The 25826-nt window shown below is 68.3% G+C and carries 21 protein-coding genes; 11 read left to right on the forward strand and 10 right to left on the reverse strand.

What is annotated here, in order from left to right:
* The first annotated feature begins 23 nt into the window (after nucleotides 1-23).
* Complete coding sequence (locus tag QHF83_RS01370; RefSeq protein ID WP_282415900.1) at nucleotides 24-1346, forward strand: serine hydrolase domain-containing protein; 1323 nt, start codon at nucleotides 24-26, stop codon at nucleotides 1344-1346.
* Here the strand turns inward: QHF83_RS01370 and QHF83_RS01375 are convergent, their stop codons facing one another.
* The 3 genes from QHF83_RS01375 to QHF83_RS01385 are packed head-to-tail and all read right to left on the reverse strand — an operon-like array spanning nucleotide 1347 to nucleotide 5643.
* Nucleotides 1347-2930, reverse strand: coding sequence for a response regulator (locus tag QHF83_RS01375; RefSeq protein ID WP_282415901.1), 1584 nt, complete (start codon nucleotides 2928-2930; stop codon nucleotides 1347-1349).
* 8 nt (nucleotides 2931-2938) lie between these two features.
* Complete coding sequence (locus QHF83_RS01380) at nucleotides 2939-4957, reverse strand: response regulator (protein WP_282415902.1); 2019 nt, start codon at nucleotides 4955-4957, stop codon at nucleotides 2939-2941.
* Nucleotides 4954-5643: a cobalamin-dependent protein gene (locus tag QHF83_RS01385; RefSeq protein WP_282415903.1), complete on the reverse strand. Its 690-nt coding sequence runs from the start codon at nucleotides 5641-5643 to the stop codon at nucleotides 4954-4956. Before QHF83_RS01385 ends, QHF83_RS01380 begins: the two co-directional genes overlap by 4 nt.
* Nucleotides 5644-6086: 443 nt before the next feature.
* Here QHF83_RS01385 and QHF83_RS01390 point away from each other — a divergent pair, with 443 nt between their 5' ends.
* A complete protein-coding gene (locus tag QHF83_RS01390; RefSeq protein ID WP_282415904.1) occupies nucleotides 6087-7733 on the forward strand; it encodes a ribonuclease J in 1647 nt (548 codons plus the stop codon).
* Nucleotides 7734-7774: 41 nt separating this feature from the next.
* Entirely contained in the window at nucleotides 7775-8449 is a 675-nt protein-coding gene (locus QHF83_RS01395) for an HAD family hydrolase (protein ID WP_282415905.1), read from the forward strand.
* A 36-nt stretch (nucleotides 8450-8485) separates the two neighbouring features.
* On the opposite strand, the gene QHF83_RS01400 is transcribed toward QHF83_RS01395, so the two are convergent.
* Nucleotides 8486-9070 (reverse strand): alpha-ketoglutarate-dependent dioxygenase AlkB, encoded by a 585-nt coding sequence (locus tag QHF83_RS01400; RefSeq protein ID WP_282415906.1) that lies wholly within the window; start codon nucleotides 9068-9070, stop codon nucleotides 8486-8488.
* Between the two features lie 122 nt (nucleotides 9071-9192).
* Here QHF83_RS01400 and QHF83_RS01405 point away from each other — a divergent pair, with 122 nt between their 5' ends.
* The 3 genes from QHF83_RS01405 (at nucleotide 9193) to QHF83_RS01415 (ending at nucleotide 12834) form a co-directional block, all read left to right on the forward strand.
* Nucleotides 9193-9834 carry a glutathione S-transferase family protein gene (locus tag QHF83_RS01405; protein WP_282415907.1) on the forward strand — a complete coding sequence of 214 codons (642 nt, stop codon included), beginning with the start codon at nucleotides 9193-9195 and terminating at the stop codon, nucleotides 9832-9834.
* Between the two features lie 207 nt (nucleotides 9835-10041).
* The gene (locus QHF83_RS01410) at nucleotides 10042-11217 is read left to right on the forward strand and encodes an ATP-binding protein (protein ID WP_282415908.1); all 1176 of its coding nucleotides are present in this window, start codon (nucleotides 10042-10044) and stop codon (nucleotides 11215-11217) included.
* Between the two features lie 117 nt (nucleotides 11218-11334).
* Nucleotides 11335-12834: an NAD(P)/FAD-dependent oxidoreductase gene (locus tag QHF83_RS01415; RefSeq protein ID WP_282415909.1), complete on the forward strand. Its 1500-nt coding sequence runs from the start codon at nucleotides 11335-11337 to the stop codon at nucleotides 12832-12834.
* Here the strand turns inward: QHF83_RS01415 and QHF83_RS01420 are convergent.
* The 6 genes from QHF83_RS01420 to QHF83_RS01445 form a co-directional block, all read right to left on the reverse strand.
* Nucleotides 12831-14558 (reverse strand): S53 family peptidase, encoded by a 1728-nt coding sequence (locus QHF83_RS01420; RefSeq protein WP_282415910.1) that lies wholly within the window; start codon nucleotides 14556-14558, stop codon nucleotides 12831-12833. The two genes, QHF83_RS01415 and QHF83_RS01420, sit on opposite strands and share 4 nt — an antisense overlap.
* Entirely contained in the window at nucleotides 14555-16003 is a 1449-nt protein-coding gene (locus QHF83_RS01425) for a SagB family peptide dehydrogenase (protein ID WP_282415911.1), read from the reverse strand. Before QHF83_RS01425 ends, QHF83_RS01420 begins: the two co-directional genes overlap by 4 nt.
* A 30-nt stretch (nucleotides 16004-16033) precedes the next feature.
* Nucleotides 16034-18274 carry a TOMM precursor leader peptide-binding protein gene (locus QHF83_RS01430; protein WP_282415912.1) on the reverse strand — a complete coding sequence of 747 codons (2241 nt, stop codon included), beginning with the start codon at nucleotides 18272-18274 and terminating at the stop codon, nucleotides 16034-16036.
* A 27-nt stretch (nucleotides 18275-18301) separates the two neighbouring features.
* The gene (locus QHF83_RS01435; RefSeq protein ID WP_282415913.1) at nucleotides 18302-18622 is read right to left on the reverse strand and encodes a hypothetical protein; all 321 of its coding nucleotides are present in this window, start codon (nucleotides 18620-18622) and stop codon (nucleotides 18302-18304) included.
* 113 nt (nucleotides 18623-18735) lie between these two features.
* Nucleotides 18736-19626 (reverse strand): PAS domain-containing protein, encoded by an 891-nt coding sequence (locus QHF83_RS01440; RefSeq protein WP_282415914.1) that lies wholly within the window; start codon nucleotides 19624-19626, stop codon nucleotides 18736-18738.
* Nucleotides 19627-19903: 277 nt separating this feature from the next.
* Entirely contained in the window at nucleotides 19904-20308 is a 405-nt protein-coding gene (locus QHF83_RS01445) for a hypothetical protein (protein ID WP_282415915.1), read from the reverse strand.
* 196 nt (nucleotides 20309-20504) lie between these two features.
* On the opposite strand from QHF83_RS01445, the gene QHF83_RS01450 reads away from it, so the two are divergent.
* From QHF83_RS01450 to QHF83_RS01470, 5 genes are all read left to right on the forward strand, one after another.
* Nucleotides 20505-20909 carry a CBS domain-containing protein gene (locus QHF83_RS01450; RefSeq protein WP_282415916.1) on the forward strand — a complete coding sequence of 135 codons (405 nt, stop codon included), beginning with the start codon at nucleotides 20505-20507 and terminating at the stop codon, nucleotides 20907-20909.
* Nucleotides 20910-20950: 41 nt separating this feature from the next.
* A complete protein-coding gene (locus QHF83_RS01455; protein ID WP_282415917.1) occupies nucleotides 20951-22057 on the forward strand; it encodes an aminoglycoside phosphotransferase family protein in 1107 nt (368 codons plus the stop codon).
* Nucleotides 22054-22554 (forward strand): adenylyl-sulfate kinase, encoded by a 501-nt coding sequence (locus tag QHF83_RS01460; RefSeq protein ID WP_282415918.1) that lies wholly within the window; start codon nucleotides 22054-22056, stop codon nucleotides 22552-22554. Before QHF83_RS01455 ends, QHF83_RS01460 begins: the two co-directional genes overlap by 4 nt.
* Before the next feature lie 101 nt (nucleotides 22555-22655).
* Nucleotides 22656-24095, forward strand: a complete 1440-nt coding sequence (locus QHF83_RS01465; protein ID WP_282415919.1) for a glycosyltransferase — start codon at nucleotides 22656-22658, stop codon at nucleotides 24093-24095.
* A 218-nt stretch (nucleotides 24096-24313) separates the two neighbouring features.
* A complete protein-coding gene (locus QHF83_RS01470; protein WP_282415920.1) occupies nucleotides 24314-25570 on the forward strand; it encodes a M23 family metallopeptidase in 1257 nt (418 codons plus the stop codon).
* The last annotated feature ends 256 nt before the right edge of the window (nucleotides 25571-25826 follow it).

The raw sequence follows: 25826 nt of genomic DNA on the forward strand, positions 1-25826 counted from the left end.
AAAGCGGCGGGTCCGCCGATCCCGTGGACGCTTACATCCACGCCGTGATGGAGAAAAACCACGTGCCCGGCGTGGCTGTGGCCATCGTTCGTCAGGGCAAGATCGAGAGAATCACCACGTACGGCGTCGCGGACCTGGAGTCCGAGGCGAAGGTCGGGCCCGAGACCGCGTTCCAGATCGCTTCCGCGACCAAGTTGTTCACGGGCACGCTGGTGATGCTCCTCGTGCAGGAGGGAAAGATCGGCCTCGATGATCCGATCTCGAAATATCTGCCCGACGCGCCCGAGGCCTGGAAGGTGATCACGGTCCGGCACCTCGCCGCGCACGCGTCGGGATTGAAGGACGATCCCGAGGATCAGAATGACGCCGCCGCCTCGGTGGCCGCGCGGTACGAGGCCGCCAAGAAGGGGCCGCTGGCCTACACGCCCGGCGAGCGCAGCGAATACGCGCTCACGGATTTCGTGGTGCTCACGCACGTCCTCGAAACGGTCACGGGGGAACGATTCGAGGAGCTCTTGAAGCGCCGTATCTTCCAGCCGCTCGGTTTTTCCTGTACGCGCTTCGACCACGCGGTGCAGGATGGCCCGGTGCGCGTGGCCGACGTCATCCCGCGCCGGGCCACGATTTATCGCTTCGAGAACGGCAAACACGAGCGCCTGTGGTTCCTCTATCCCGCCCACACCTATGCGGCCGGGGGCATGTTTTCCTGCGTGAAGGACCTCGCCCGCTGGGCCGTCGCCATGGACGAGGGCACGCTCCTGACCCGGGAGACCCTGGCGACCGCCGCCACGGCATTCAAGCTGAACGACGGTCGCGCGGGCGAGTTTGGCGTGGCCTTCGGGGTGAGTCGATTGCGCGGCCATACGACCTTGGGGCATAGCGGCGGCGGCGCGCTCGCCGACGTGCTGCGGATTCCGGACCAGAAGCTCTCGGTGATCGTCTTGACAAACGAGCAGCGGCTCCTTCCGCTCCTCGCGCCGAACATCGCGAGCCTGTACATGCCGCCCTGGCCGGCGGTCTCCGAGCCCGGCATCCCCGACGCCGATCCCGCCCTGACGGCCACGCATCGAGGCGTGGTGGAGGGCTTGATGCAAGGCACGCTCGACCCCGCCGTCTTTGCGCTGCTGGCGAAGGAGTTGCTTTTGCCGGTGTTGCGCTCGTTCGGGACCCCGGGCAATGCCCTGCTGCCGCCCCTCCGCAAGCTCGTCTTGCTCGAAGACCACAAAGTCGGCGAGCCGGGCAAGCGCGTCTATCGCGCAATCTATGGCAAAGACACGTCGCTCCGGTGGACCTTCGGCCTGGATGCCGAAGGCAAGATCCTCGACCTCAGTTACGAGTGGGAATGATCAGGGGCGCGACGCCCGCATGGGCGGCGGGCCCGCGTCGAGCAATTCCTGCAGCTTGTGCACCTCGACCGGTTTGACGAGGTGCACGTCGAACCCGACCGAAAGCGCCGTCGTCCGTTGCTCGGGCGAGCCGTACCCCGTGAGCGCCACGAGCCAGAGGCCTTTTCCGCGCGGATCCGCCCGCAAACGCCGCACGACCTCGAACCCGTCGATGCCGGGCAGGCCGATGTCGATGAGCGTCACGTCCGGCAGGAGCTCGAGCACTTTGCCGACGCCGACGATCCCGTCCGAGGCGGCATGGACCTCGTGGCCCCACATCTCGCAGAGATCACCGAGCGCCTGCTGCGCGTCGACGTTGTCCTCCACGATGCAGATGCGACGCCGTCGGAGCTCCGTGAGCCCTCGCAGCGACGCACGCTCGCCCGTCTCCGCGAGGTCGAGCAGCGGCAGGCGCACCTCGAACTCGGCGCCATGGCCGATGCCCTCGCTCCGCGCCTCCACCTCGCCGTCGTGCAGCTCCACCAGCGTGCGCACGAGCGTGAGCCCGATCCCGAGGCCCCCACGCGAGCGGGCGAGCGTCACGCTGGCCTGCGCGAAGAGGCCGAAGATCATGGGGAGCGCGTCGGCCGCGATGCCGACGCCGTCATCGCGCACCGTGATGCGCGCGAACCTGGCGCCGCCCACGGAGGCGGGCTCGAGGCTCACGCGGATGTGTCCGCCGACGTCGGTGTACTTGCTCGCGTTGTCGAGCAGGTTCGTGAAGATCTGTTCGAGCCGCGTGACGTCGCCGCGGACCTGGATGGGCGCGTCCGGCAGCGCGAGCGCGAGCGTCTGGCCGCGCGGGTTCGTGCCGCGCTCCCGCGTCGTGAGCACGACACGCGCGAGCAAGCTCTTGAGATCCACCGGCTCGAGGCGCAGCTCGATCTTGCCCTGCGTGACGCGCGAGACGTCGAGCAGATCGTCGACGAGCCGAGCGAGGTGCACGGTCTGGCGGCGCAGCACCTCGCGCGCGCGGCGCTCGCCCTGGTTCACGGCGTCGCGCTGCTCGAGCATGGGCAGCGAGGCGGTGATCGCGGCGAGCGGGTTGCGCAGCTCGTGCGCGAGCATGGCGAGGAACTCGTCCTTGCGGCGGTCGGCCTCCGCCAGGCGATCGGCGCGCGCGCGGAGCTCGCGCTCGGCCTGGGCGAGGCGGAGGAGCGAGCGCACGGTGGCCACGAGCTCGGTCGCCTCGAAGGGCTGCGTCAAATATCCGTCGGCCCCGATGTCGAGCCCCTGCACCTTCTTGTCGAGCGAGACGAAGGTCGCCGACGTGTGAAGGATCTTCACGCCCGCGGTGCGCGGGTTCGCCTTGATGCGCCTGCAGACCTCGAAGCCGTCGATGTCGGGCAGCTTGACGTCGAGCACCACCACGTCGGGCAGCTCGCGGTGGACCATCTCGAGGGCGTCCATGCCGCTCGCCGCTTCGATGACGTCGAGGCCGGCCCTGCGGAGCATGGTGGTGCCCAGATAACGGGCGACCTCGTTGTCGTTGACGTTGAGGAGCTTGCCCACATGCTCCCGCGCCCTGCCGTTGTTCTTTTGCATGCGTCCCGTCACTCCGTGCTCGATGAGGTGCCGACACCTGCCTTCCGCAAGGCGTCGCGAATGCGGTGGATGGCGAGCTCGCGCGAGAGGCTGTCCTTCGAGAGGATCGCCTCGGTCTCGGCCACGAGCCGCTCGCGGTCGGAGGGCTCGAGCACGTGCGACGTGACGATCACGACGGGGATGCCCCGCGTGCGCGGGTCGGCCTTGAGGTCGTCGAGGACGTCGAACGCGGTGACGTCCTTGAGCAGGAAGTCGAGGAAGATGACCTCGGGACGGAGCTTCTGGGCGAGCTCAACGCCCTCGGGCCCGGTGCGCGCTTCGACGAGCTCGTAGGGCGTCTTTTCGAGCAGCTTGCGCATGAGGTACCGGGCTCGCTCGTCGTCGTCGATGACGAGCAGCCGCGTGGGCGTGCCGGGCCGCGTCACGCTCTTCAGCTTGCGGAGCAGGTGATCCTGATCGACCGGCTTGAGCCAGAACTCGTCGGCGCCGAGAGCGCGCGCGCGTTGCTCCTTGTTGGTGACGGTCACGACGAGGACGGGGATCTCGCGCGTCTCGGGGCTCTGCTTCACCTCGGCCAGGAAGTCCCAGGTGGCCTCGCCTTCGAGCATGATGTCGAGCACGATCGCCGCGGGGCGGAACGTGCCGAGGAGCCTGCGCGCGTCTTCGACGGTGCGCGCAGGCACGACCTGGAAGCCCGCGAGCGAGAGGAACTTCTCGTAGATGAACATCGTCTTGCGGTCGTCCTCGACGATGAGCACGGGCGCGCGGGAGGGATCGAGCGGGCGAGCGGCGAGCGTGGCGAGCTCGCGCACCTCGGGGTGCGTGGCGGGGATCGTGAGGGTGAAGGTCGAGCCTCGGCCGAGCTCGCTCTCGACCGTGAGCATCCCGCCGAGCAGATCGCTCAGGCGCCGCGACAGCGCGAGGCCGAGGCCGGTGCCCTTGTGTTTGCGCTGGACCGGCCCGTCGATCTGTCCGAACTCCTCGAAGATGCGATCGAAGTGCTCGGGCGCGATGCCGATGCCCGTGTCCTTCACGGTGAAGACCACCTCGTCGCCGCGCCGCACGGCGCTCGCCACGACGCGGCCCTGTTCGGTGAACTTGAGCGCGTTCGTGACGAGGTTGCGGATGACCTGGGCGACCTTGCCCTGATCGGTCTCGAGCGTGATGTCGCCCTCGGGCAGCTCGAAGAGGAGATCGACGCCGGGGTGGGAGGGGAGGAGCGGCCGGAGCATGCCGCGCATGGCCGAGAAGAAGTCCGAGACCGTGAAGGCCTCGGCGCGCAGCGTGAGCTTGCCGGACTCCGCCTTGGAGAGATCGAGCACGTCGTTGACGAGCTGCGAGAGCTCCTCGGCCGAGGTGCGGATGAAGCGGATCTGCTTCTGCTGCTCGTCCGTGAGCGGGCCGTCGGTGCCGTCGAGCAGGAGCTGGGACAAACCCAGGATCGAGTGCAGCGGCGTGCGGAACTCGTGGCTCACGTTGGCGAGGACGCGGGCGCGGACCTCGGAGGTGCGGCGGAGCGCGTCGACCTTGTCTTCGAGCTCGGCGTGGAGGGTGACCACGCCGCGGTTCGACTCGTGGAGCTCGCGGTTCGTACGGGTGAGCTCGGTCTGCTGGGTCTCGATCTCGCGTTTTTGCCGGACGATCTCGCGGTTCAGGTTGACGATCTCGGTGAGGGCGCGGCTGAGCTGCTCGATCGCGCCGCCGTAGCCTTCGGGGTACACGAAGCCGAAGAGCTCGACGCCGCCCTCGTCGTCCGGGCGTGCGCTGAACGACACCGTGGCGGGCTTGCCGTTGCAGAGGAGCGAGAGCTCCCAGTTGCGGATTTCGTTCACGGCCGCGCGTGTGAGCAGCGCGTGGGTCTTTTCTTCCGTGCCGGGCACGGAGAGCGTGATCAGCGCGGTGCCGGGCTGCGCGTGGATGAGGTTTCGTGCTCGCGCGTCGGCCCACCGGATGATCCCTTGCGCGTCACACGCGAGCACGAGTTCTCGGCTTTCCGCGAGCCAGCGCGCGTCCATTCGGTCGGTCAAGGGATCCCTCCGAGGACCTCACGCCCTGCGAGGGGTGCTGGGCGGGAGACCAGCCGGCCCACGATCCCGACGAGGTCGTGGGTGTCGCGGGCGAATCCGTCGGCGCCGAGCTCCTGCGCTGGATCCGCGAGCATGTCGCAGGCGGCGCCGCCGACGAGGATGGGCGGCGCCTCGCCGAAGTCGGACCGGAGCCGCGCGACGGTCATGCGCAGCGAGCGCAGGTTGAAGCTCATGGTGGCCGAGAGGGCGACGACGTCCGGGCGCTCCCTGCGGATCATCGAAACGAGGGATTCGGTGGGGACATCCGCGCCGAGGAAGCGCACGTCGTAGCCCGCGAGGTCGAGGACGTCGGCGGCGAGGCGGGCGGGGAACTCGTGGTGCTCGCCCTCGACGCAGCCGAAGAGGACGAGTTTGTCGAGGAGAGGCGACGCGGGCGACAGCCGGTAGAGGTGCGCGAGGACGACCTGCGCAATCGCGGTGGCGAGGTGCTCGTCGGCGACGCTGATCCGATTGTCCTGCCAGAGCTCGCCGATCTTGCGTTGCGCCGTCTGGAGGACACGCAAAGCGATTTCCGAGGCCGGCGCGCCGCGCCCGACGCCCTCCTCCATCACGAGGCGCAGCGCTTCACGCCGATCGCCTGCGAGTTGAGCCTGTACGAAACGCGCGCACAGATCGTCGAGGTCCATGAGACCCTCGAGGTGTTGCACGGTGGACGCCCGCGGCAGGGACGAACGAAAGGCCTGATCGCTGTTTTGCGACACCTCGCGTTCCAGAGCTGCACCCTCGGAAATCATGGACTCGCGTCTTCTTGGAGCATCGTCACGGTCGGGAAAGGCAAAACGGTTCACGAATGGGCCTCCGGGAGCCGGGCGATCGCGGGGGGTTCGTCCGGCTCGTGGGAGCCGTGACCAGGACGGGAATGATTCTTTGCATCCGAGCCTGCCCGTGTGGCATTGATTTCTGCGTCAGGTCGCTCCGTAGGGACACGCCCGAACTCAACGAGTTATTTGCAACAGCAAGCGGACGAACTGAAATCGCCGTGTAGCGAGCGTTCGTGCCGTGCACTCACGCTGCAATGGTGCAGGACGCGTGCTGCCCGCGAGGGATGGGGACGATTAGATTTTCGAGCATGGCGGTTCGCATCATTCCGCTCGGCGGATTGGGGGAGGTCGGCATGAACGCGATGGTCATCGAAGAGGATGGCCGCCGCGTGCTCGTCGATTGCGGGGTGCTCTTTCCGAACGATCAGGTGCTGGGCGTCGAGGTGGCCATCCCCGATCTGCGTTATTTGCGCGAGGCGGGCGGTCTCGACGCCGTGCTCCTCACGCACGGGCACGAGGACCACATCGGCGGCCTGCCCTCGGTCTTGCGCGAATTCCGGGTCCCGGTGTACGGGACCCGATTCACGCTCGGGCTCCTCCAGGAGCGGCTCGTCGAGCTAGGAATCTCGGCTCCGCTGACGGAGGTTTGGCCCGGCGAACGTTTCCAGGCGGGGCCCTTCCGGGTCGAGCCGATCCGCGTCACGCATTCGATTCCGGACGCGGTGGGCTTCGCCCTCGAGACGGGCGAAGGGATCCTCGTGCACACGGGAGACTTCAAGATCGATCTGACGCCCGTGGGCGGCGAGCGCCTAGATATCGCGCGTTTCGCCGAGTATGGCAGGGCGGGCGTGGCCGCGCTCCTCTCGGACTCGACGAACGCCGAGCGAGAGGGTTTTTCCGTGAGCGAGAGCGCGGTGGCCGAGGCCTTCGCGCGGCGCTTCGGCGAGGCGAGGGGACGGATCGTCGTCGCGCTCTTCGCCTCCAACGTGTACCGGGTGCAGAGCATTCTCGACCTCGCGGACGAACTCGGGCGCCGGGTGACGCTCGCCGGCCGCAGCCTCTGCACGAACGTGCGGATCGCAGAAGCGCAGGGGCTCCTCGACATCCCCGACGGTGTGCTGCTCGACGTCGACAAGGCCGCGGGAATGCCGCCCGAAGAGCTGATCGTCCTCACCTCGGGCGCGCAGGGCGAGCCGAACAGCGCGCTCGCTCGCATGGCCACCGGCGACCACCGGCAATTGCGCGTCGAGGCGGGCGACACCGTGATCTTCTCGTCACGCGCGATCCCGGGCAATGAAATCGCGGTCGGTCAGATCGCCAATCGCCTCGCCAAGCGCGGCGCGGTGGTCGTGGATCGAGCGTTCGATCCGATCCACGTGAGCGGGCACGCGCAGATGGAGGAGCAGAAGATGCTGATCGACGCCGTGCGGCCGCGGCATTTCGTGCCCATCCACGGCGAATACCGGATGCTGCTCGCGCACGCGCGCACGGCGCTCCGGATGGGGCTCTCGGCGACGGACGTCTTCGTGATCGAGGACGGCGAGGTGCTGTCGATCGAGAGCGGCCAGATGCGCCTCGGCGCGCCGGTGCCGAGCGGGCGCGTTTGGCTCGACGCGCGGGGAGGCCTCGACGTATCGGAGCTCGTTTTGCGCGAGCGGGAGGTGATTTCGGAGCAAGGAATGGTATTGGTGCTCGTGGTCGCGGATCGCAAGACGGGCGAGGTCGTGCGAGGGCCGGACCTGCTCGCGCGTGGCGTGGCGCATTTCGACGAAGGGAGCGAGCTCCACGCGAGGGCGCGGCGAAACGCGGAGGAGGAGCTCGCGCGGCTGTCGGCGCCGATGCGGACCTTGGCGCCGGCGCTGGAAGACGCGCTGAGCCGCGGCGTGCGAGCGGCGTTTGCCCACCGGGAGCGAGGCAAGAGGCCGGCCGTCTTGCCCATCGCGATGCTGCTGTAGCCTTGCCGGGCAGGCCTCGAATTTGCCGGCGACGGAGCGTCATGAACCAAGCGGCATTGCTCGACGTGGACGGGACGCTGATCGACACGAACCTCCTGCACGTGCTCGCCTGGCGGCGGGCCTTCGAGCGGCTCGGGAGGGAAATCGAGGCGAACCGGATTCTGCACGCCATCGGAATGGGCGGAGACAGGCTCGTGCCCGCGATTCTGGGAGAGGTCCCGGACGACGTCGCCGAGCAGGCGAGCGCCTTTCACACGGAGGAATACGTCGAGACGGGCCTCATCGAGCACGCGCGTGCTCTCCCCGGCGCGACGCGGCTGCTCGAAGCGCTGCGCGAGCGAGGCGTGCGCATCGCGCTGGCGAGCTCGGCGCGCCGCGAGGAGCTCGATCGGCTCCTCGCCAAGCTCGGCCCGTCCGCGAAGCACGTGGACGTGATCATCTCGAAGGACGACGTCTCCACGACGAAACCCGCGCCCGATATCTTTGCGCAGGCGCTCTCGGCGCTGGGGCAGCCGGCCGAGGCGTTCGTCGTGGGCGATACGGTGTACGACATCGTCGCGGCAAAGCAGATCGACCTGCCTTGTTTGTGCGTGCTCACCGGCGGAATCGAGCGCGACTTGCTCGAGCAGGCGGGGGCGGCCGCGATCTATTCGACCGCGCAGGCCCTCGCCGACGATCTCGAGCAGGCGCTCGGATCGAGCCGTCGCGCGGCATGAGGTCGGTCCGCGGTGGCCGTCTCTCCGGCCGCGGAATCAGCCGTGAAACGCCCGGATCGTCACCGAGATCCTTCGCCCGCGCGAGCCCTTCGGCGCCGGGACCTCGTGGGTCCAGGCTCGATTCGTGTTCCACGGAATGACGATGACCCCCGCATGCACCGCGGGGACGTCGACGAACCCTTTTCCTCGCCACGGCCGCATGCGGAACACCCGCTCCTCGCCGAACGAGAACGTGACGATCGGCGAGCCCTCGACGCGGTTGATGTCGCTGTCGCGATGTTTGCCGATGTAATGCCCCTCGGCGCCGTCGTACCAGTTGAAGAGCAGGCCGTTCAGCCGCGGATCGAAGGTCTCGCGCGCCCAGCCGAGCCAGACGTCCATCTCTTTCGTCAGCGGGAGCGCGCGGTTCGTGTTGCCCGTGTAGCGGTAATCCGCGCCGTAGGCCTGTTGCCATCGCGGTGTGCGCACGAGGCGGCCGTGCATCTTGATCTCGTGGAACACGTCGGGGTGCAGCGCCCAGAGCGCCTCGAAGCCGGCCGCGTCCGGGACCAGGGCCTCCGGCAGGGCGCCGACCTGCACGTGGTGCGTCTCGTCGAGCGCGATCGTGCGGAGCGGGATCATGGGCTGATCATACGTTCAGACGGAGCGGAACACAAGAGAGTAGTTCTCCGGCGGTTGACCTCCCCCTTTCGAGTGGTTTTACTCGGGGCCCGGCCGCGTTCGGCTGAAGGAGGTTCGTTTCGATGTCGCTCACGTTTTATTACGGCTCCGGATCGCCGTACGCCTGGAAGGTATGGCTCGCGCTCGAGCACAAGAAGCTCGACTACGAGTGGAAGCTGCTCACGTTCGATCGCGGCGAGACGCGTGCCCCCGAGTTTCTCGCGATCAACCCGCGCGGCAAGGTGCCCGTCCTCGTGCATGACGGACTCGCCATCGCCGAATCGAACGCGATCGTCGAGTACCTCGAAGAACGATTCCCCGATTCCCCGCTCTGGCCGAAAGACGCGGCCGCGCGCGCGAAGGCCCGCCAGCTCGCCGCCGAGGCCGACGGCTACATCGCCCCGGTGCAGCGCCGTCTGTTCCAGGAAACTTTGTACACCAAGGAAGAGGCGCGAGACGCGACGAAGATCGCCGAGGCGCACGCGGCGATCCTCGAAGAGCTCGCGCGATGGGACGCTCGGCTCACGGGGGATTGGCTCGCGGGGGAGCTCTCGCTCGCCGATTTCGCAGCCTACCCGCACATCCGGGCCATCCGCCGCGTCGACGACCGGCTGCCCGCGCACGGCCTCGGCGACCGCTGGCCTGCCCGCATCAACGCCTGGATGAAGCGCATCGAGGCGTTGCCCTATTACGAGAAGACGATTCCCCCGCACTGGAAAGGCTGAGCTTCCGCAGATCCGCGGGAGAGCGCCGACCGGGCGCGTCTCCCGCGGCGGTCGGGCGCGGCGCTCGGCGGCGCTCGAAGAGCAGGCTCGAGCTCGCGGCCATCGGCATTGCGACCGCTTGCGCTGTGGGAGCATGGCTCGAAGTTCGCCCCTGACTCGCTTTGCGTTGCGACCGGCGTCGCCGGGACCCAGCTTCGAGGTATGCCCGTGACCGGCAAGACCCGCACGCGTCTTCACCGAGCCGAGCAGGCCTTGCAGGAGAGCGAGGCGAGGCTCCGCGCCTGTACGGACACAGCCGAGAGGCGCGCCACCGAGCTCGAGACGTTGACCGACATCATGATCGACCCCGTTCTCGTCATCGATGTCGTCGCGTGGGTCACCCTGGCGAATCCCGCAGCCTTGCGCCTGTTCGGCGTCGAGCGGGGGAGCGACGTGCCGCGGGATCTCGGGCTCCTCATCGATTCCATGCAGCTTCGCCACCTCGACGGGCGGCGGATCACGCGCGAGGAAATGCCGCTCCTCCGTGCGCTCGAGGGCGAGACCGTCCGGGGGGAACGGGTCATCGCGCGCCTGCCCGGCATGTCAGGCACCGCGTACATCGAGCGTAGCGCGGCGCCCATTTTCAATCGGAAAGGAGACGTCCGCGGCGCGGTCTGGATCGGACGCGACGTGACCCCCTACGTCCAGCTCGAGCGGCTCAAAGAGGAGTTCGTCCAGGTCGCCGCCCACGAGCTGGAAACGCCGATCGCCGTGATGAAGGGTCACGCAGAGCTCCTCCTTCGCCGCGCGCCGGCTGATCTGACGCCGCGGTCGCGCAGCGCGCTCGAGGCCATCAATCGAGGGGCGAGCCGTATCGACAAGATCGTCCAGGATCTGCTCGACATCTCGCTGCTCCAGACGGGCAAGCTCGATCTCGTGCGGGAGCCCGTGGACCTGGCCGCCCTCGTGCGGGAGGTCACGGGTCGCTTCGCGTCCGGCCGGTCCCACGCGATCCGGCTGCGTACCGAGGGGGAGGTGATCCTCTCGGCAGACCGTCGGCGCCTCGAATCCGTGGTCTACACCGTGCTCGACAATGCATTTCGTTACTCACCCGCGGGGAGCGAGGTCGAGGTCGAGGTGATCGTGGACGGTCGGGAGGCTCGCGTGTGCGTCCAGGATCGGGGCGTCGGCATTCCGCAAGCGCGGCAAGGGCGTATCTTCGAGCGATTCTACCGCGCGCACACCGGAACGCCCCACGATTCCGGTGGGATGGGCGTGGCGCTCTTCATCGCGCGCGCGATCGTCGAGGCGCACGGAGGCGGGATGTGGTTCGGGAGCGAGGAGGGCCGCGGCAGCCTATTTTGCTTCCGCCTGCCCCTGGGAGGCGCCGATGAGCGCCGATAGCTGCGGCCGTGTGCTCGTGGTGGAGGACGAGGAGGAGCTGCGCGCGCCGGCTCGCCAGCCAGGCCGTGTCCTGCTATCGTGGGGCCGTCCGCGGGTCGTGACGAGCAGGTGCGAGAGATGTCCGAACATTTCGACGTGATCATCGTGGGGGCAGGGTTATCGGGGATCGGGGCGGCCCACCACCTCACGACCCGATGCCCCGGCAAGAGCTTCGCGATCCTCGAGGGGCGCGAGGCCATCGGCGGGACCTGGGATCTCTTTCGTTATCCAGGCATTCGGTCCGACTCCGACATGTACACGCTCGGCTATTCGTTCAAGCCGTGGAAGGACCGGAAGGCCATCGCGGATGGCCCGTCGATCCTCGCGTACATCCGCGAGACGGCCAACGAGCTCGCGCTCGAATCGAAGATCCGGTTCGGCTGCCAGGTGAAGCGCGCCACGTGGTCGAGCGAGCGCGCGGCCTGGACGGTGGAGGTCGAGCGCGGACCGTCGAAGGAGATCGTCCGCTTCACGTGCAATTTTCTTCTCATGTGCAGCGGCTATTACGACTACGAGAAGGGCCACGCGCCTGAATTCGCGGGCATCGAGCGCTTCGAGGGCCGCGTCGTGCATCCGCAATTCTGGACGGAGGACGTCGAGTATCGCGGGAAACGCGTGGTCGTGATCGGCAGCGGCGCGACGGCCGTCACGCTCGTGCCGGAGCTCGCGAAGGAGGCCGCGCACGTGGTGATGCTCCAGCGCTCGCCGACGTACGTGGTGTCGCTCCCGTCCCAGGACGCGATCGCGCGCTGGCTACAGGAGCGGGTCCCTTCGCACGTCGCCTACGAGGTCACGCGCTGGAAGAACGTGCTCCTGGGCATGTTCTTCTATCAGCTCGCGCGGCGGAGGCCGGAGAGCGTGAAGAAGCGCATCGTCGACCTCGTGCGACGAAAACTCGGGCCCGACTATGACGTCGACAAACATTTCACGCCTCGATACAATCCCTGGGATCAGCGCCTTTGCGTCGTGCCGGACGGGGATCTCTTCAAGGCCGTGAAGGCGGGCAGGGCGTCGGTCGTCACCGATCACATCGAGACGTTCACCGAAAAGGGGATCCGGCTCGTGTCGGGGCAGGAGCTCGAAGCGGATCTCGTGGTCATGGCGACGGGGCTCAGGCTCCTCTTCCTCGGCGGCGTGGAGGTCGTGGTGGACGGTCGCCGCATGGAGCCGTCGAAGCTCCTCAGTTACAAGGGCGTGATGTTCAGCGACGTGCCGAACCTGGCGTGCGCGTTCGGATACACGAATGCGTCGTGGACGCTGAAGGCCGACCTCGTCGCCGAATACGTTTGCCGCCTGCTGAACCACATGGACGAGATCGGCGCGCGCCGGTGCACGCCGCGCCGCAAGGATGCCGACGTGGAGGAGCTGCCGTTGCTCGACTTCTCATCGGGTTATGTGCAGCGCTCGGTCCACGCGTTTCCGAAGCAGGGCTCCAAGAAACCGTGGAAGGTCAATCAGAATTACTTGCTGGACATCGCGGCGTTGCGATTCGGAGAGGTCGACGACGGCACGATGGAGTTTGCTGGGACGAACCCCGCCGGCGTCGAGGTAGGCGCCCGTGCGGGGGCGACTTCCTAGACGCCGTAAGCCTTGCGGAGCGCTTCGAGCAGCGCTCGCCCGCGGGGCGCGCCGAGCCCGGTGCAGGCGTTCCAACCTGCTTCCGGCGAGGCGGCATACCCGCCGTTGTTGCCGGCGACGATGGGGCGGAAGACGTTCGCCCCCTCCTCGAGTTGCAATCGATAGAGCAGTGGATTGAGAAAGCCGAGGCGTCTCCCCACGCCCTGGCAGAGGCGGGCGACGAGGGCCGCGATGAGGGGCGCGGACGCGCTCGTGCCGCCGCCGTAGCGATACGCGCCGTCCACGAAGATGCGATATCCCTCGAGGAAATCGGCGTGGGCTGCGACGTCGGGGCAGCCGCGGCCGGCGAACGTGCTCGCGGGCTCGGTGAAGACCCAGTCGCGGAACGTGGCGAAAGTCCGGGACGGGACGCCGGCGTGCGCCTGCCATTCGGGGCGCTCGAAGTAATGGCTCACGCCGCCGCTGCTGCTGCCGAGGTTGGCGATTCTGCCGGCATTGCCGTAAGCGAGGAACATGGTGTCGGCGAGGCGATTCCACACCACCTCGTCCTTCCGGGCGCCCTGCTCGTCGAGGATCAGCGTCGTGCCGCCGCAGCAGAGGACCCAGGGGCTGGAGCCGGGGAAATAGACGAGCGAGGGGGCCGAGAACATGCCCTGCGCCATGGGGAAAATGGATCCGGAGTCGCCCGAGGGAAGGCAAATCGTGATCCCCAGGATCGCGGCGATGATGAACAGTTCGTTGATGCGCGTGGCTTCGGCCCGGGTCCACACGCCGGGTAGATCCTCGGGGAGCCCCGCGCTGAGCGTGAGCACGGAGGGCCGGTTCACCGTATCGAAGAGCGCGGTGTTGAAGAGCTGGAAATAGCTGTAGCTGGTCGTGTCGTCGTTCCCGCGCGCGTTCGAAAAATAAACCACGGGCCGGACGCCGGGCGCGCAGGAGAAGGCGATCTGCGCGTCCATGCTGACTTCGTAATTGGCCCAGGCGTCGTGCCCGGTCGCCCAGCGGTTGGTCCCCACGGTGACGATGTCCGGCGCGCGCATGCCCACGCCTTCGAAAAAGACCCGCATGTCGTCCGAGGAGAAGCCGCCGTAAAGCGCGAGCACCCCGAGGCAGACGCCTTCCCCCGTGAGCTCCTCCGGGAAATCGTAGGCTTCCGCGAAGCGGGTCGGCGGGTGAAATCGCCAGGGTTTGTCAGGAGCGTCGGCAGGGGGAGCTTCGGCGACTTCGGCGCGCCTTCGAGGCGGCGGGACGTCGTCCACGACGGGCGCGTGGCGGGGCAGGAAAACCCAGAGGATCACGCCTTCGAGGTTCGCGGGGACGGAGAGGGACGCGTCGTGGGTGATGTCCACTTCCCCCTTGTAGGCATGACGTTTCAGCTTCACGCCGAATGCCGCCTGGAAAGTTTTGGCGGTCCCCCGGAGCGTCACCGCCCGCGCAGCGCGATGGATGTCGACCACCGAAAGATCATGCGCGCGGGCAAACGCCTCGATCCGCGCGAGGTCCTCCGGGCTCGCGGCGTAGGTGGCCGCATAACGCTCGTGTGACCAGGGCTCGCGGGTTCGGACCACGTCCCAGGCGGTCTCCACGAGCGGTGGAGAGCCTTCCGGGATGCGCAACCAAAGCACGGCGGTCACGGTTTCGTCAGGGGAGACGTCGCCCTGGAGCACGGCGCCGAACAGGGGCGGGCGGGCGCTGCCCTCGATATCGACACGATCGCCCATCATGGCTCGTCTCCCTCGGGACGGCTGCCGAGCACGAGTTCGCCCACGGTCGTCTCTGCATAATAATCGGTGCCGGCGGCCTTGCAAAAGAGGTCCGAATCGCCACGCCCCACGCCGCTGCACGCGAGGTCCATCGCGGTCGCGACCAGGTAAAACGTCTGGTAAAGCACGCCCGCGTTCTTGAGGGTGACCGAATAAGAAATGCCCTCGTAGCTCCAGGACACGCGCTGGAATCGGCTCGCGAGGCAGACGAGCACCTGCGGCAATTCGGTGCGGCGCGTCGCGAGCGCGGCGCTCGTGAGCAGGGCCGTGACCTCGGACGTGCGGCCCTGGATGCGGGAGAGGGCGTGCGCGGCCGGATCGTAATGGTAGAGGCCCGAGTCGAGGCCTCGGCAGCGATCGACGGCGAGGTAGATCTCGAGGTCGTGGCAAGCGCCGCCGGAGGGGGAGGGGCGCAAGGTGAAGTCGTAGCCGGATTGGGGCGTCGCGGGGATGTGCGCGCGGACCCCCGCCGACCGATGGAGGAGCTCGCCGAGCTCTTCGACCGAAATGGGCTCGCGCCCCTGCACGTACACGCTGCGCCTGTCCTCGAGCACGGCCGTGAAGGGGCGGTCGCTCGCGCGGAGCGCGTCGAGGTCCGGGCGGTAAAGCGCAAAGGGAGGATCGGCCGAGGCGCGAGGCGGCCGCAGGGCGGGCGGCGGTGGGACGCGATCACGGAAGGGGTACGTCTTGCCGCAAGGCCCGAGATGGCGGCCGGGGCGGCTGCGCGCGTGGAAGAGCAGGTCGTGGAAGGACCAGCTCGCGAGCTCGAATGCCTGCTCTTCCTCGGTTTCTCCCGCATCCTCGGCCGGGATCACGAATCCGGCCGCGATCAGCATGCCGACGAGGGTGGTCATTGCCTCGGGGCTCGCCCCGCGCACGGCGAGGTCCGCGGGCGCGGTCGGGCGGGCGAGCGCGAAGCAAAGGGCGGCGGTCCGGGCGTCTTCGATGCAGAGGAGCGCATGACAGCGGGGTGATTCCAGCACGAGGCCTTCACCGACGCGACGTTGATATGCGAAGCGGGAGAGCACGTAACGGCGCTCGGGGGCGATGGCTCCGCTGCCCAGCGAAAACCACGGCGAGATCGGTTGCAGCACCGCGATCGTGGTATTCCCGTCGCGCACGGCATAAGCGAGCAGCGCGAGCTGCTCCAGGCGGCGGAGGTGGTGGAGCAACGTCGCCACCACGAGGGGGCCGTCCTGCGCGGCGACACCTTCGGCGAGCGCCTCGATCGTGGGGTCCTCGGCGCCGAGGCGCTCGAATGCGGCGAGCAATGCCTGCGGCAGCGCTCCGAGCGGGATCGGGGGAAACGTGGGCGAGGTCAATCGAGCGGCGCCGTGCTCGTCATGGCTCCACGTCACCCCCTCGCGGAAGCGGAGGCCGAGCCGTCTGCGCCAGGTTTCCATCATGGCAACGTCACCTCCGCGGCACGGACGATACTAGATGAACATCGGGTGGGGATTCATGGACTCCTCGGGCAAAGGCGCTTCGAGTCGGCCCATGGAGACGGGCACGTCGTAAAGCCGGCCGGGGCCGAGGCGGGCCCAGAAATGGCGGAGCCCCGGCATGATCACCTTGACCACCACGAGGCCCGTGTCGGGCCTGGTTTGATCGAGCACCAGGGTTTCGAGCCCGCGGTCGCGGGCGCGCTCCACGCAAAACGCCACGGCCTCGCGGAGGTCCTCGCCGACGGGCAGCGCGAAATCACGCGGCGTGCGGAGCGGCGCGACGCTCGGTTGCAAATACGGTTCGGACTCCACGGTGGCCTGTCGCAACCAATCGACGATCAGCCCGCCCGGCGAGGGTTTGTCCGCGTCGCCCGTGAAGGCAAACGGGATGAGCTGGTTGTGCTCGGTGACTGCACGGAGCAAGGCCAGGCGCGCGTCGAGGTGCGCGCCGAAGCCAAACATGATGGCTGGAAATGGCCCATCGAGCCGTCGTGAAATCGCCGCGAACGTGGGAATGCCGAGATCACTCGTCAGGTCGAGGGCCCAGAGCTCGCGCCCTCGGGCGCGCCAGTGCAGGGCGGTATCGAGCAGATAAGGCTCCTCGAAGCTCCCGAGGTCCACCCCTGGCACGCGCAGGCGGTTGTACCACCAGAGCGCGACCGCGTCGCGCTCCACGAGCTCCAGGAATCCCTGCAGCACGGCCTCGGCGCGCGTATTGCCCGCGGCGTTTCCATTCGAATCCGCCCGCGTGAACAGGCGGCTCTCGCGGAGCGGATAGAAATAATAACAGAATCCCGTGGGCACGAAGCGTCGCCGCCGCTCGGTCAAGGACCATACCGGGCTCCATTCGATCGCCTGCGCAGGATCGAAGGGCTCGGGGACCCACGTGCACACTTCGTCGTGCCGATTCCACCACGCGCGCTCGGCATATTGACGCGCGCTGTACCCCATCAAGACGACCGGGTCGATCGCCTCCTCGCCGAGCTCCGCCTGGACGGCGCGGATGCGCGCCTCGTCGCCCTGGAAGACGCCCGCGTATCGCTCGATCGATTCGCAAATGGCCCCGGTCTTCGCCTGGATGTCCGTCCGGCCTTTGCCCCCGGAATAGCTGCGCAGGCTGCTGCGGAGCGACGAGAGGTCGTGCGCCATCTGGGCGAAATTGTGGTCGGTCGAATACGAAAAGACGAGCCGAGGGTCGTCCTCGGGGCGCACGGTGCGGTGCAGGCGGCTCACGATGCCCGTGACGGGGCTCAGGTGATGCGCGAGCCGCTCGTACGTGTCCTCGGGCGTCGCCTGCCGGACTCCGCCGTCGGCCGAGAACGTGCGGGGCGTGAATTCGAGGACGACGGGAGAGGCTTGTCCCCGCGCGACCATTTCACGATCCCCGCACGCCGGGCACTGCGGGCGCCGCACGAGGGTATGCGTGCGGCTTTCGAATGTGTTCGTGTCGAGCGTGATGACGCGCCCTTCGAGGGCCGGAATGCCGCCCAGAGCGGCCCAGCGCGCGACGGCGGTGGCCATCGTCGAGGCGAAGGCGCGGCGCGTGGAGGGGAGCGCGGCGAGGACCGGCGGATGAACGGGTTTGCCCGTGCGGCGCGAAAGATATTGCTCGACCCGGCGATGCCCCTCCAGGCGATGCGCGAGGCAGCGCCAGCATCCCGTCTTGCCCGGAATGAAAAACGGCCCGAGCCAGCCCTCGCTGCCGGTCGGTCGAGCGAGGAGCCACGGTTTTTCACGTTCGAGCTGGGCCCGGTTCCACGCGTCGAGCTCGGGGCGCAGGTAATCGTCCACGACGACGATGGGCAAATCCCCGTCGGGGCCCGTTTCCAGGGAGAGCTCGGCGAGCGCCTCGGCGAGCGCGCTCGTTTCGACGTCGCCCATGGGGACGAGGGCGGCGCGGGCCCGGCGCAGGCGCTCCTCTGCCTGCGCGGGCGGGGCGCCGAGCGCCTCCCAGAAGGCGGCCTCCGCGCGAGGCATCTCCGCCGCGTCGTTCGTGATGAACCCGCCTTTGCGGAGCATGGTGATGGCGTAAAAGACCTCGGCGGGCGAGGCCTCGGGCTCCAGGCGCTCGCAAATCTCCTGTTCGGTCAGCGTCCCGGTCAGGAGAGGGGCCAGCACCTGATAGGTTCGGCCGTGGAGCACGTGGCTGCCACCCTCCCAGAGGAGGTAGACGCCTTCGCCCTCGATGATCTCGACGCGATAGGAATGCTTGAAACGTGGGCGCGTGAGCATGTTCGGTCGGGCGGCGCCCACCTTGGTTCAGTTGCCCCTCTCGCTCGTATGCACGTCCCCCGCGGTCGCGCACCCGGTCCCCGTCGCGCTGCCGGTCGCCGTCCCGGGCGCCGGGCCGGGCCCCATTCCCAGCGTGAGCGCCTCAATGCCGAGATCCGCCGGGGGCAGTGGCAAGTCCATCGGCAGCGCGACGTCGTGCTCGATCTCCAGGCCAAACTGCTGTTTTGCGAAGATCTTGATCGCGCTCGACGGATCCTGCTCGAGCTGTTTACGGAACGATGCCTCCGTCCAGGCATGCGCCACGAGGAACCCCCACTGCACCTTGTCGAGCGTATGCGGCTTATCCATGATGCACCTCGAAACCCCATACATCAGCACATTTTGACTTCGCTCGCCAGCAAAGATCTCAGGAGCGCGCTCGCGTCGAGGTTCGTCCGAACTTCCGTAAAGGAACATTTCGTTCATCCCATGCGGGCACGACGCATCGCCCGGGCGATACCCGTTTGCAGGGTGCTGTGCGTCCCGATCCCAGAGAGGTCGATCCCCATCGAGACGAGCGTCTGCGCCACCTCGGGGCGGATGCCCGTGAGCATCGGCTCGGCCCCGAGCATCGCGACCGAACGCGCAGCGCGCACGAGCGCGTCGGCGACCTCGGCGTCGACCTGCGGGACGCCCGTGATATCGAGGATCGCCACGCTCGCCCCGCTCCGCGCCATGCCTTCCAGGAGAACGGTGATCGCCCGCTGCGCGCGCGCCGGATCGATGTCCCCGACGAGCGGCATGACCATCACCGCGTCACTTACGGGGATGAGCGGCGTGGAGAGCTCGAGGAGCGTCGCCTCTTTCGCGCGGAGCGCCTCCTGTTGAAGGAGGGCCTCGGCACGCTCCTGGTCCGCGCGTACGGCGGCCGTGACGTCCATGATGATCCCGCGGAGCCCCACGGTGCGCCCGTCGCCCTCGCGCACGCACACCGTCTGGGCTTCGATCCAGAGGACCGAGCCGTCGCGGCGAACCCAGCGGAATCGAAGGACCGAGCGGCCGTTTCGTTCGAGGTGCTGGTTGCCGGCGAGCACGTAGTCCTTGTCCTCCGGGTGCGCCAGATCCGACCAGAGGCCCGGCTGCGCGAGCCACTCTTCCTGTGTGTAGCCGGTGATGTCTCGGATCTGCCGGCTCACGTAACCAACACGCCCGCGGCTCGGATCCTCGACGAACCAGCTTTCCCAGACCGCCCCGGGCACGCAGTCGATGAGGTCCCGGAGCATGCTGCCGCGCATCTCGGCCTCCTGCAGGCGCGCCCGCAGCGCCGCCACCTCCGAACGAAGCGCCTCGGCGCTCAGTGCTTGCTCTTCCATGTGTTTTTCTCCCTCGGCCCGTGTGCCGCAGAAGCGGCGCTCTCGCGCGCGCTCTCCCCCGCGGCCATGATACCGCCGATCCGGGCGCCGCTTCAATCCTCCGTCAATCGGGGTGTGGAGAGGCCGCTCGTGCTGTACATATGAATGGGTGACGTCGGGTCATGCGCGCGCGCCGAAGGGCGCGCGGGCAGCTCTCGCGCCTGATGAATGTCGAGCCGATGTGAGTGAGCTTGCCTCATTCGGGTGGTATTGCGTGCTACCACACGGGAGAAGTCGATCATCGCGTGATGCGGCATTGCCTCATCACGCTCTCGCGCATTCGATCCGTGGCCTCCTTGTACGAGAGCAGCCCCTGCACCTCGCGGCTCGCGGGATGGGCGAGCATGTACCCCTCGACCTCCTCGTACGCGAGCAGCTCCCGCGCCACCCTCGCCGCATGGAACACCGCGGCCTCGTAGGTATCCTGAACCTCTCGATACGCCTCGTCCTCGTCGTACTGGCGTGAATGCCACAGGTTCGCCGTGAGCTGCGCCGCGATGATGACGCGCAGCCCGACATCGGTCGCGGCGACGGCGCGGGCGACGTCGTCGACGCGGTTCTTCCACGGATGCGTGGCGAGCATCGCGAGCGCGCGCCGGAGCGCGCCGGCCAGGTCCTCCAGTCGATCTTCCGGTGCTTTCATGGGCTCTCGATTGCCATTGTGCCCGGCACGCTCGGGCGCGACAAGCGAGGCGGGAGGCCGGACCCGAGGAGGACCACGAGGCGCACCGACTGCGCGACGGCGCATTTTTGGCGCCTCGTCGGCCGCGTTTTTTCGCGAGGAGCCACGCGAACGCGTCTGGTCACGGTCTTGCTAGCGCTTCGCCGCCGAGGACCCCATGAACACGAAGACCCCCACCGTCTCGGACTACATGACCCGGAGCCCCCACTCGATCGGGTTCGATCAGACGCTCGTACGGGCGCACGAGCTCATGCGCGAGCATCAGATCCGGCACCTGCCCGTCCTCCGTGGCGGCAAGCTCGTCGGAATGCTCTCCGAGCGGGATCTCGCGTTCGTCGAGGCGCTACGCGACGTGGATCCGCAGAAGCTCCGCGTCGAAGAGGCCATGACCCCGCTGCCGTTCACGGTCGCGCCGGACGCCCCGCTCGCGGGCGTTTCGCGCGAGATGGCGGAGCAACGCTACGGCGCGGCCGTCGTGATGAGGGACGGACACGTCATTGGTGTCTTCACGACGACCGACGCACTGCGGGCCCTCGCGGACGCGCTCGACGGGAAAGGATGACGGCGTCCGCTGCGCATCCAGCACATTTCGGAGGTGACGTGATGACGAGAGCCAGGCCGCCCGAGATCGAGGACGAGATCCACGAGCTCGTCGCCGGCGTGATGCCGGGCGCGGCCGTGTTGCGGGTCTCGCGCCTCGGCCCTGACGAGGACGACGACGGCGGCGCGACGGGCAAGGCCATCGGATACGGCGTGCCCTTGCGAATCCGGGTGCGCCGGCCCGACGGCGCGGAGAGCGACCTCTGCCTGCACACGGCCGGCCCGGACGAATTCGGGCACGATCGGCGCGCGGACCGGGCCGCGAACATGCTGCTCGCCTTCGATACGTTCCCGAAGATCCCGCGGCACGTGCGCGCGCTCGACGTGGGCGCTGTCCTCGACGACGGCCGCCTCGCGTCGCTGCGCCGGAGCGGCGAGTTTTACCTCGTCACCGAATACGTCGAGGGCCACGTCTATGCGGACGATCTCCGACGGATCGCCCGCGAGCGCGCCCTTTCGGACCGGGACGTCGCGCGCTGCGAGGCGCTCGCGCGGCTCTGCGCGGAGGTGCACGCGGTTCGAAAGGACGGCCCCGCGACGTACCGGCGCGCGATCCGGGACCTCCTCGGGCACGGCGAGGGCATTTTCGGGCTCGTCGACGGGTACCCGGACGGCGTGCCGATGGCGCCGCCCGAGCGGCTCTTCGAGATCGAAAAGCGGTGCCTTTCGTGGCGATGGAAGCTCAAGGGCCGCGGCGAGCGCCTGCGCCGTACGCACGGCGATTTCCACCCGTTCAACGTGCTCTTCGACCGCGCGGGCGAGCCTCGGCTCCTCGACACGAGCCGCGGCTCGGCCGGCGATCCCGCGGACGACGTCACGTGTTTGTCGATCAATTATCTGTTCTTCGCGCTCGAGGCCCCGGGCTCCTGGCACGGCGCGTTCCGGACGCTCTGGCGGACGTTTTTCCGGACCTACCTCGACGTGACGGGGGATCGGGAGCTCTTCTCCGTGGCCGCGCCCTTTCTCGCTTGGCGAGCGCTCGTGCTGTGCAATCCGCGCTGGTATCCGTCGATCCACGCGAGCACGCGGGACGCGCTCCTCGGATTCGTCGAGCGGGTCCTCGACGCGCCGTGGTTCGATCCCGACGAGGCGGAGGGGCTCTTCTCGTGAGCGGCGCGGTCGTGTGGATCACGGGGCTCCCCTCGTCGGGGAAATCGACGCTGGCGCACGCCGCGTTTCGGCGGTTCGTCGCGGAAAACCGGCCGAGCATCCTGCTCGACGGGGACGCGGTGCGCGCGGCGATGCGGCCGCCGCCGGGGTATGGCGAGGAGGCGCGGGCCCACTTCTACGAGACGCTCGGGAACCTGGCGGCGATGCTGGCGCAACAAGGCCACGTGGTGCTCGTGCCGGCGACGGCGCACCTCCGCGTCTTTCGTGAAAAAGCGCGCGCTGTCGCGCCCCGCTTCTTCGAGGTCTACGTCCGCGCCTCGGCCGAGCGCTGCGCGGAGCGCGACGCCAAGGGGCTTTATGCCGCGGCGCGCGAGGGGAAGGTCTCGGGGCTACCCGGCTTCGATCTTCCGTACGAGCCGCCCGAGGCGCCCGACGTGGTCGCGCTCGGGGGGCACGACGAGGAGGCGGTGCAGAAAATCGTTCGTCTGCCCGGCTGAGCCCGTTTTCCCGACCATCGCTCTGGCCGCTCGGCATCTCCGTCGCATTCGACCTGACAAGCGATCCCCGCGACGGCCCGTCGGCCTTATAAGTTCCGTGAATGCGCCTCGTACGGGAAGTCCACGCGCAGATCCGTTCGTTCGAGCGCTTCGTGCCTCTCTTGGGCCAGGCTGCGGTCGACGAGGTGCGATACCTCGCGCGGGCGCTCTCCGAGCGGCTGGCCGGCGGCGTCATCTGGAACGTCAACTCGACCGCAGTGGGCGGCGGCGTCGCGGAAATGCTGCATTCGCTCCTCGGGTACGCGCGCGGTGCGGGGCTCGACGTGCGCTGGTTGACCATCGGAGGCACGCCCGATTTCTTTCGAATCACGAAGCGACTGCATCACGCCCTCCACGGAGAGCGCGGCGACGGCTCTCCCCTCGACGAGGTCGCGCACGAGGTGTATGCATCGAACCTCTGTCGCAATGCGGTCGAGCTCCGCGAGCTCGTCCGCCCCGGCGACGTGGTGCTGCTCCACGATCCCCAACCCGCGGGCCTCGCGCCGACGCTCCTCGCGGCGGGCGCGCGCGTTCTGTGGCGGTGTCACATCGGCGCGGACGAAACGAATGAAGACGTCGAGCTCGGCTGGCATTTCCTGGCGCGTTATCTCGACGGCGTTCGGACCATGATCTTCTCGCGCGAGACGTATGTTCCGGCGCGGTATCGCGACGGTCGCGCCTCGATCATCCAGCCGAGCATCGACGCATTCTCGGCGAAAAACATCGATCTCGACGAGCACACGGTCCGCTCGATCCTGGTCCACGTGGGCATCCTCGAGGGGCCTCCGCCGCCGTCGCCTCGTTATGCGTTCGTGCGCAGCGACGACACGCCCGGGCGCGTGGAGCGCTCGGCCGACATCATCCGGCTCGGGCGCGCGCCCGCCTGGGAGACGCCGCTCGTCGTCCAGGTGTCCCGCTGGGATCCGCTGAAGGACATGATCGGCGTACTCCGTGGTTTTTCGACCATGGTCCAGAATCACGCCGCGCCCGAGGCCGACCTCGTGCTCGCGGGCCCGAACGTGCGCGCGGTGGTCGACGATCCGGAGGGCCCCGCCGTCTTCGAGGCGGTCTACCGTGCGTTTCTCGAAGAGCCGCCGGCCATCCGCGCGCATATCCACCTCGCGATGTTGCCGACTGCGGACGTCGAGGAGAATGCGGTGATCGTCAATGCGCTGCAGCGCCATGCGGCGGTCGTCGTGCAGAAGAGCCTGCACGAGGGCTTCGGCCTGACGGTGACGGAGGCCATGTGGAAGGCGCGCCCCGTGATCGCCAGCGCGGTCGGCGGCATCCAGGATCAGATCGAAGATGGGGTGAGCGGCATCCTTTTACGGGATCCGAACGACCTCGACACGTTCGCAGGCGAGCTCTACCGGGTCCTCGCGGATCGGGCATTCGCGGATCGTCTCGGCGCCGCGGCGCGCGAGCGCGTGCGGGAGCGATTTCTCGGGGTCCGGCACCTCGTCCAGTACGGCGTGATCATCGGGCGTCTCGTCGCCGCGTGAGGGGGTGAAAGGGCTTCCATCTCCGCCTTTCCTTCGATAATCTCGCCCTTGTCATGCCCTTCGCGTCACGAACCTTTCGCTCGGTTTTTTTTCTGCTGGCATGGGTCCCTCTCGCGTGCTCCTCGCCGGGTTCGTCTTCGCCCTCGGGCAGCGGCGGGGAAGGGGGCAGCGGAGGCGCGATCGGTCCCGGTACGGGCGGCAGCGGCGGCATGGGCGGAATGACACCGTCCACCAGCGTGGGGCCTGGCTCGGGGAGCGGCGGGAGCTTGCCGATGCTGCCGTGTGATGCGGGATTCGCGTTCGACAGCAATCCCATCACCTCGCCGATCCTCACGGTCTCGTACACGAATCAGACCCCATATGCCTACGTCGACATGAAGGTGACCGGGCCGGGGGCGCCCGCCTCGCAATGGGGCGGCGTGGTCGGCTCCGGGCCGTATACGTGGACGTATACCGTGTACGGATACGATCCGGGCGTCCTGACGTTCACGTTCGTCGAGGGGGAAAACGGCGGCAATCCGGGCAGCCCCGTGGCGCAATGCCAGGTCGAGGCGCTCATCGAGGGCAGTTCGAATCCAGGGTCGAGCGGCAGCGGCGGCGGGGGGCAAGCGAGCTGCGCCGATCTGGCAGCGGCCCATGGTTGGCCGGGGGGCACGTACACCTGCGACGATGGCAGCAAGAACTGGTGCGCGGGGACGGGCACGCCGACGAGTGATTGCGTGCGCTGCTGCAGCCCGTCGTGCGGCGTGCTCGCGGGGCTCTACAATTCGAGCGCGAGCTGCGACGACGGGAACAACGGCGCTTGCAAGGGCTCGGGCGTCATCACGTGGGATTGCAAGGCCGGGTGTTGCGGCCCCGGGATCCCGAACTCGCAGCCGCCGAGCGGCGGGGCCTTCGGATACCCCGTGGGCGACAAGAGCACGAGCCCCGCGGGCGGTGCCGGATGGCAGGTCTGGCAGGTTCTCGGGCATTACTGGGACGTCTACGGCGGCGCGCATCTCGCCGAGGACATCGGCAAAGCCGGCGCCGCGAACGCGCCCGTCTACTCGGTGGCGGACGGAGTCGTGCTGGTCTCCGCGCCGAACGGGAGCTCGTACGTGAACGTGATCCTCGTACAACACCCGATGCCGGACGGAACGAGCGTGTGCTCCTTCTATGGGCATCTCGCCACGCGCACGGTATCCCCCGGACAAACCGTCCAGCGCGGCGATCAGATCGGCACCGTCCTCGACCAGGGTTCGAACTCCCACCTGCATTATTTCATCGCGCCGAAGAACCTCTGCGACAAGATCGCGGGCCTGAACGGCGCAGGCGCCTGCGGATACGATGGATCCGGCGGCGTCCCGGGGCTCGGGCACGCCGACCTCGCGAACGCGCCGGAATCGTACACGGCCTCGGGGACGAACAACGGGTGCAGCCTGAACGGCTACCAGATCCTGGCCCCGCACGATTTCATCGACGCCCACCACTTCTGAACCGGGCCGCTCGGGCAAACTGCCGATCGTCGTCCCCACGTACGCGACCGCGGCGCGCTCGGCGTCCGAGAGACAGGGAAGCGCCGCGTCGTCGAAGACCAGGTGATACAAGGCGTCCGACCAGACGAGCTTGGTCGGTTCTGTCCGCGGGGGACACACGGGTGGAGCCGCAGAAGTTTCCGCTGGCGCCGTCGGGGCGCTCATGGCGCTCGTTGGCGCGGCAGGCGGAGGCGGCGTGGACGGAGGCGGCGGGGGT

The organism is Polyangium sp. 15x6, from assembly GCF_029960785.1.
Taxonomy (GTDB): Bacteria; Myxococcota_A; Polyangia; order Polyangiales; family Polyangiaceae; genus Polyangium.

Bases quoted from the DNA above. Each gene is read 5' to 3' on its own strand.
- QHF83_RS01375 (WP_282415901.1), bottom strand. From the start codon at position 2,930: ATGCAAAAGAACAACGGCAGGGCGCGGGAGCATGTGGGCAAGCTCCTC.
- QHF83_RS01385 (WP_282415903.1), bottom strand. From the start codon at position 5,643: ATGGACCTCGACGATCTGTGCGCGCGTTTCGTACAGGCTCAACTCGCA.
- QHF83_RS01390 (WP_282415904.1), top strand. From the start codon at position 6,087: ATGGCGGTTCGCATCATTCCGCTCGGCGGATTGGGGGAGGTCGGCATG.
- QHF83_RS01395 (WP_282415905.1), top strand. From the start codon at position 7,775: ATGAACCAAGCGGCATTGCTCGACGTGGACGGGACGCTGATCGACACG.
- QHF83_RS01400 (WP_282415906.1), bottom strand. From the start codon at position 9,070: ATGATCCCGCTCCGCACGATCGCGCTCGACGAGACGCACCACGTGCAG.
- QHF83_RS01405 (WP_282415907.1), top strand. From the start codon at position 9,193: ATGTCGCTCACGTTTTATTACGGCTCCGGATCGCCGTACGCCTGGAAG.
- QHF83_RS01415 (WP_282415909.1), top strand. From the start codon at position 11,335: ATGTCCGAACATTTCGACGTGATCATCGTGGGGGCAGGGTTATCGGGG.
- QHF83_RS01420 (WP_282415910.1), bottom strand. From the start codon at position 14,558: ATGATGGGCGATCGTGTCGATATCGAGGGCAGCGCCCGCCCGCCCCTG.
- QHF83_RS01425 (WP_282415911.1), bottom strand. From the start codon at position 16,003: ATGATGGAAACCTGGCGCAGACGGCTCGGCCTCCGCTTCCGCGAGGGG.
- QHF83_RS01430 (WP_282415912.1), bottom strand. From the start codon at position 18,274: ATGCTCACGCGCCCACGTTTCAAGCATTCCTATCGCGTCGAGATCATC.
- QHF83_RS01435 (WP_282415913.1), bottom strand. From the start codon at position 18,622: ATGGATAAGCCGCATACGCTCGACAAGGTGCAGTGGGGGTTCCTCGTG.
- QHF83_RS01440 (WP_282415914.1), bottom strand. From the start codon at position 19,626: ATGGAAGAGCAAGCACTGAGCGCCGAGGCGCTTCGTTCGGAGGTGGCG.
- QHF83_RS01445 (WP_282415915.1), bottom strand. From the start codon at position 20,308: ATGAAAGCACCGGAAGATCGACTGGAGGACCTGGCCGGCGCGCTCCGG.
- QHF83_RS01450 (WP_282415916.1), top strand. From the start codon at position 20,505: ATGAACACGAAGACCCCCACCGTCTCGGACTACATGACCCGGAGCCCC.
- QHF83_RS01455 (WP_282415917.1), top strand. From the start codon at position 20,951: ATGACGAGAGCCAGGCCGCCCGAGATCGAGGACGAGATCCACGAGCTC.
- QHF83_RS01465 (WP_282415919.1), top strand. From the start codon at position 22,656: ATGCGCCTCGTACGGGAAGTCCACGCGCAGATCCGTTCGTTCGAGCGC.
- QHF83_RS01470 (WP_282415920.1), top strand. From the start codon at position 24,314: ATGACACCGTCCACCAGCGTGGGGCCTGGCTCGGGGAGCGGCGGGAGC.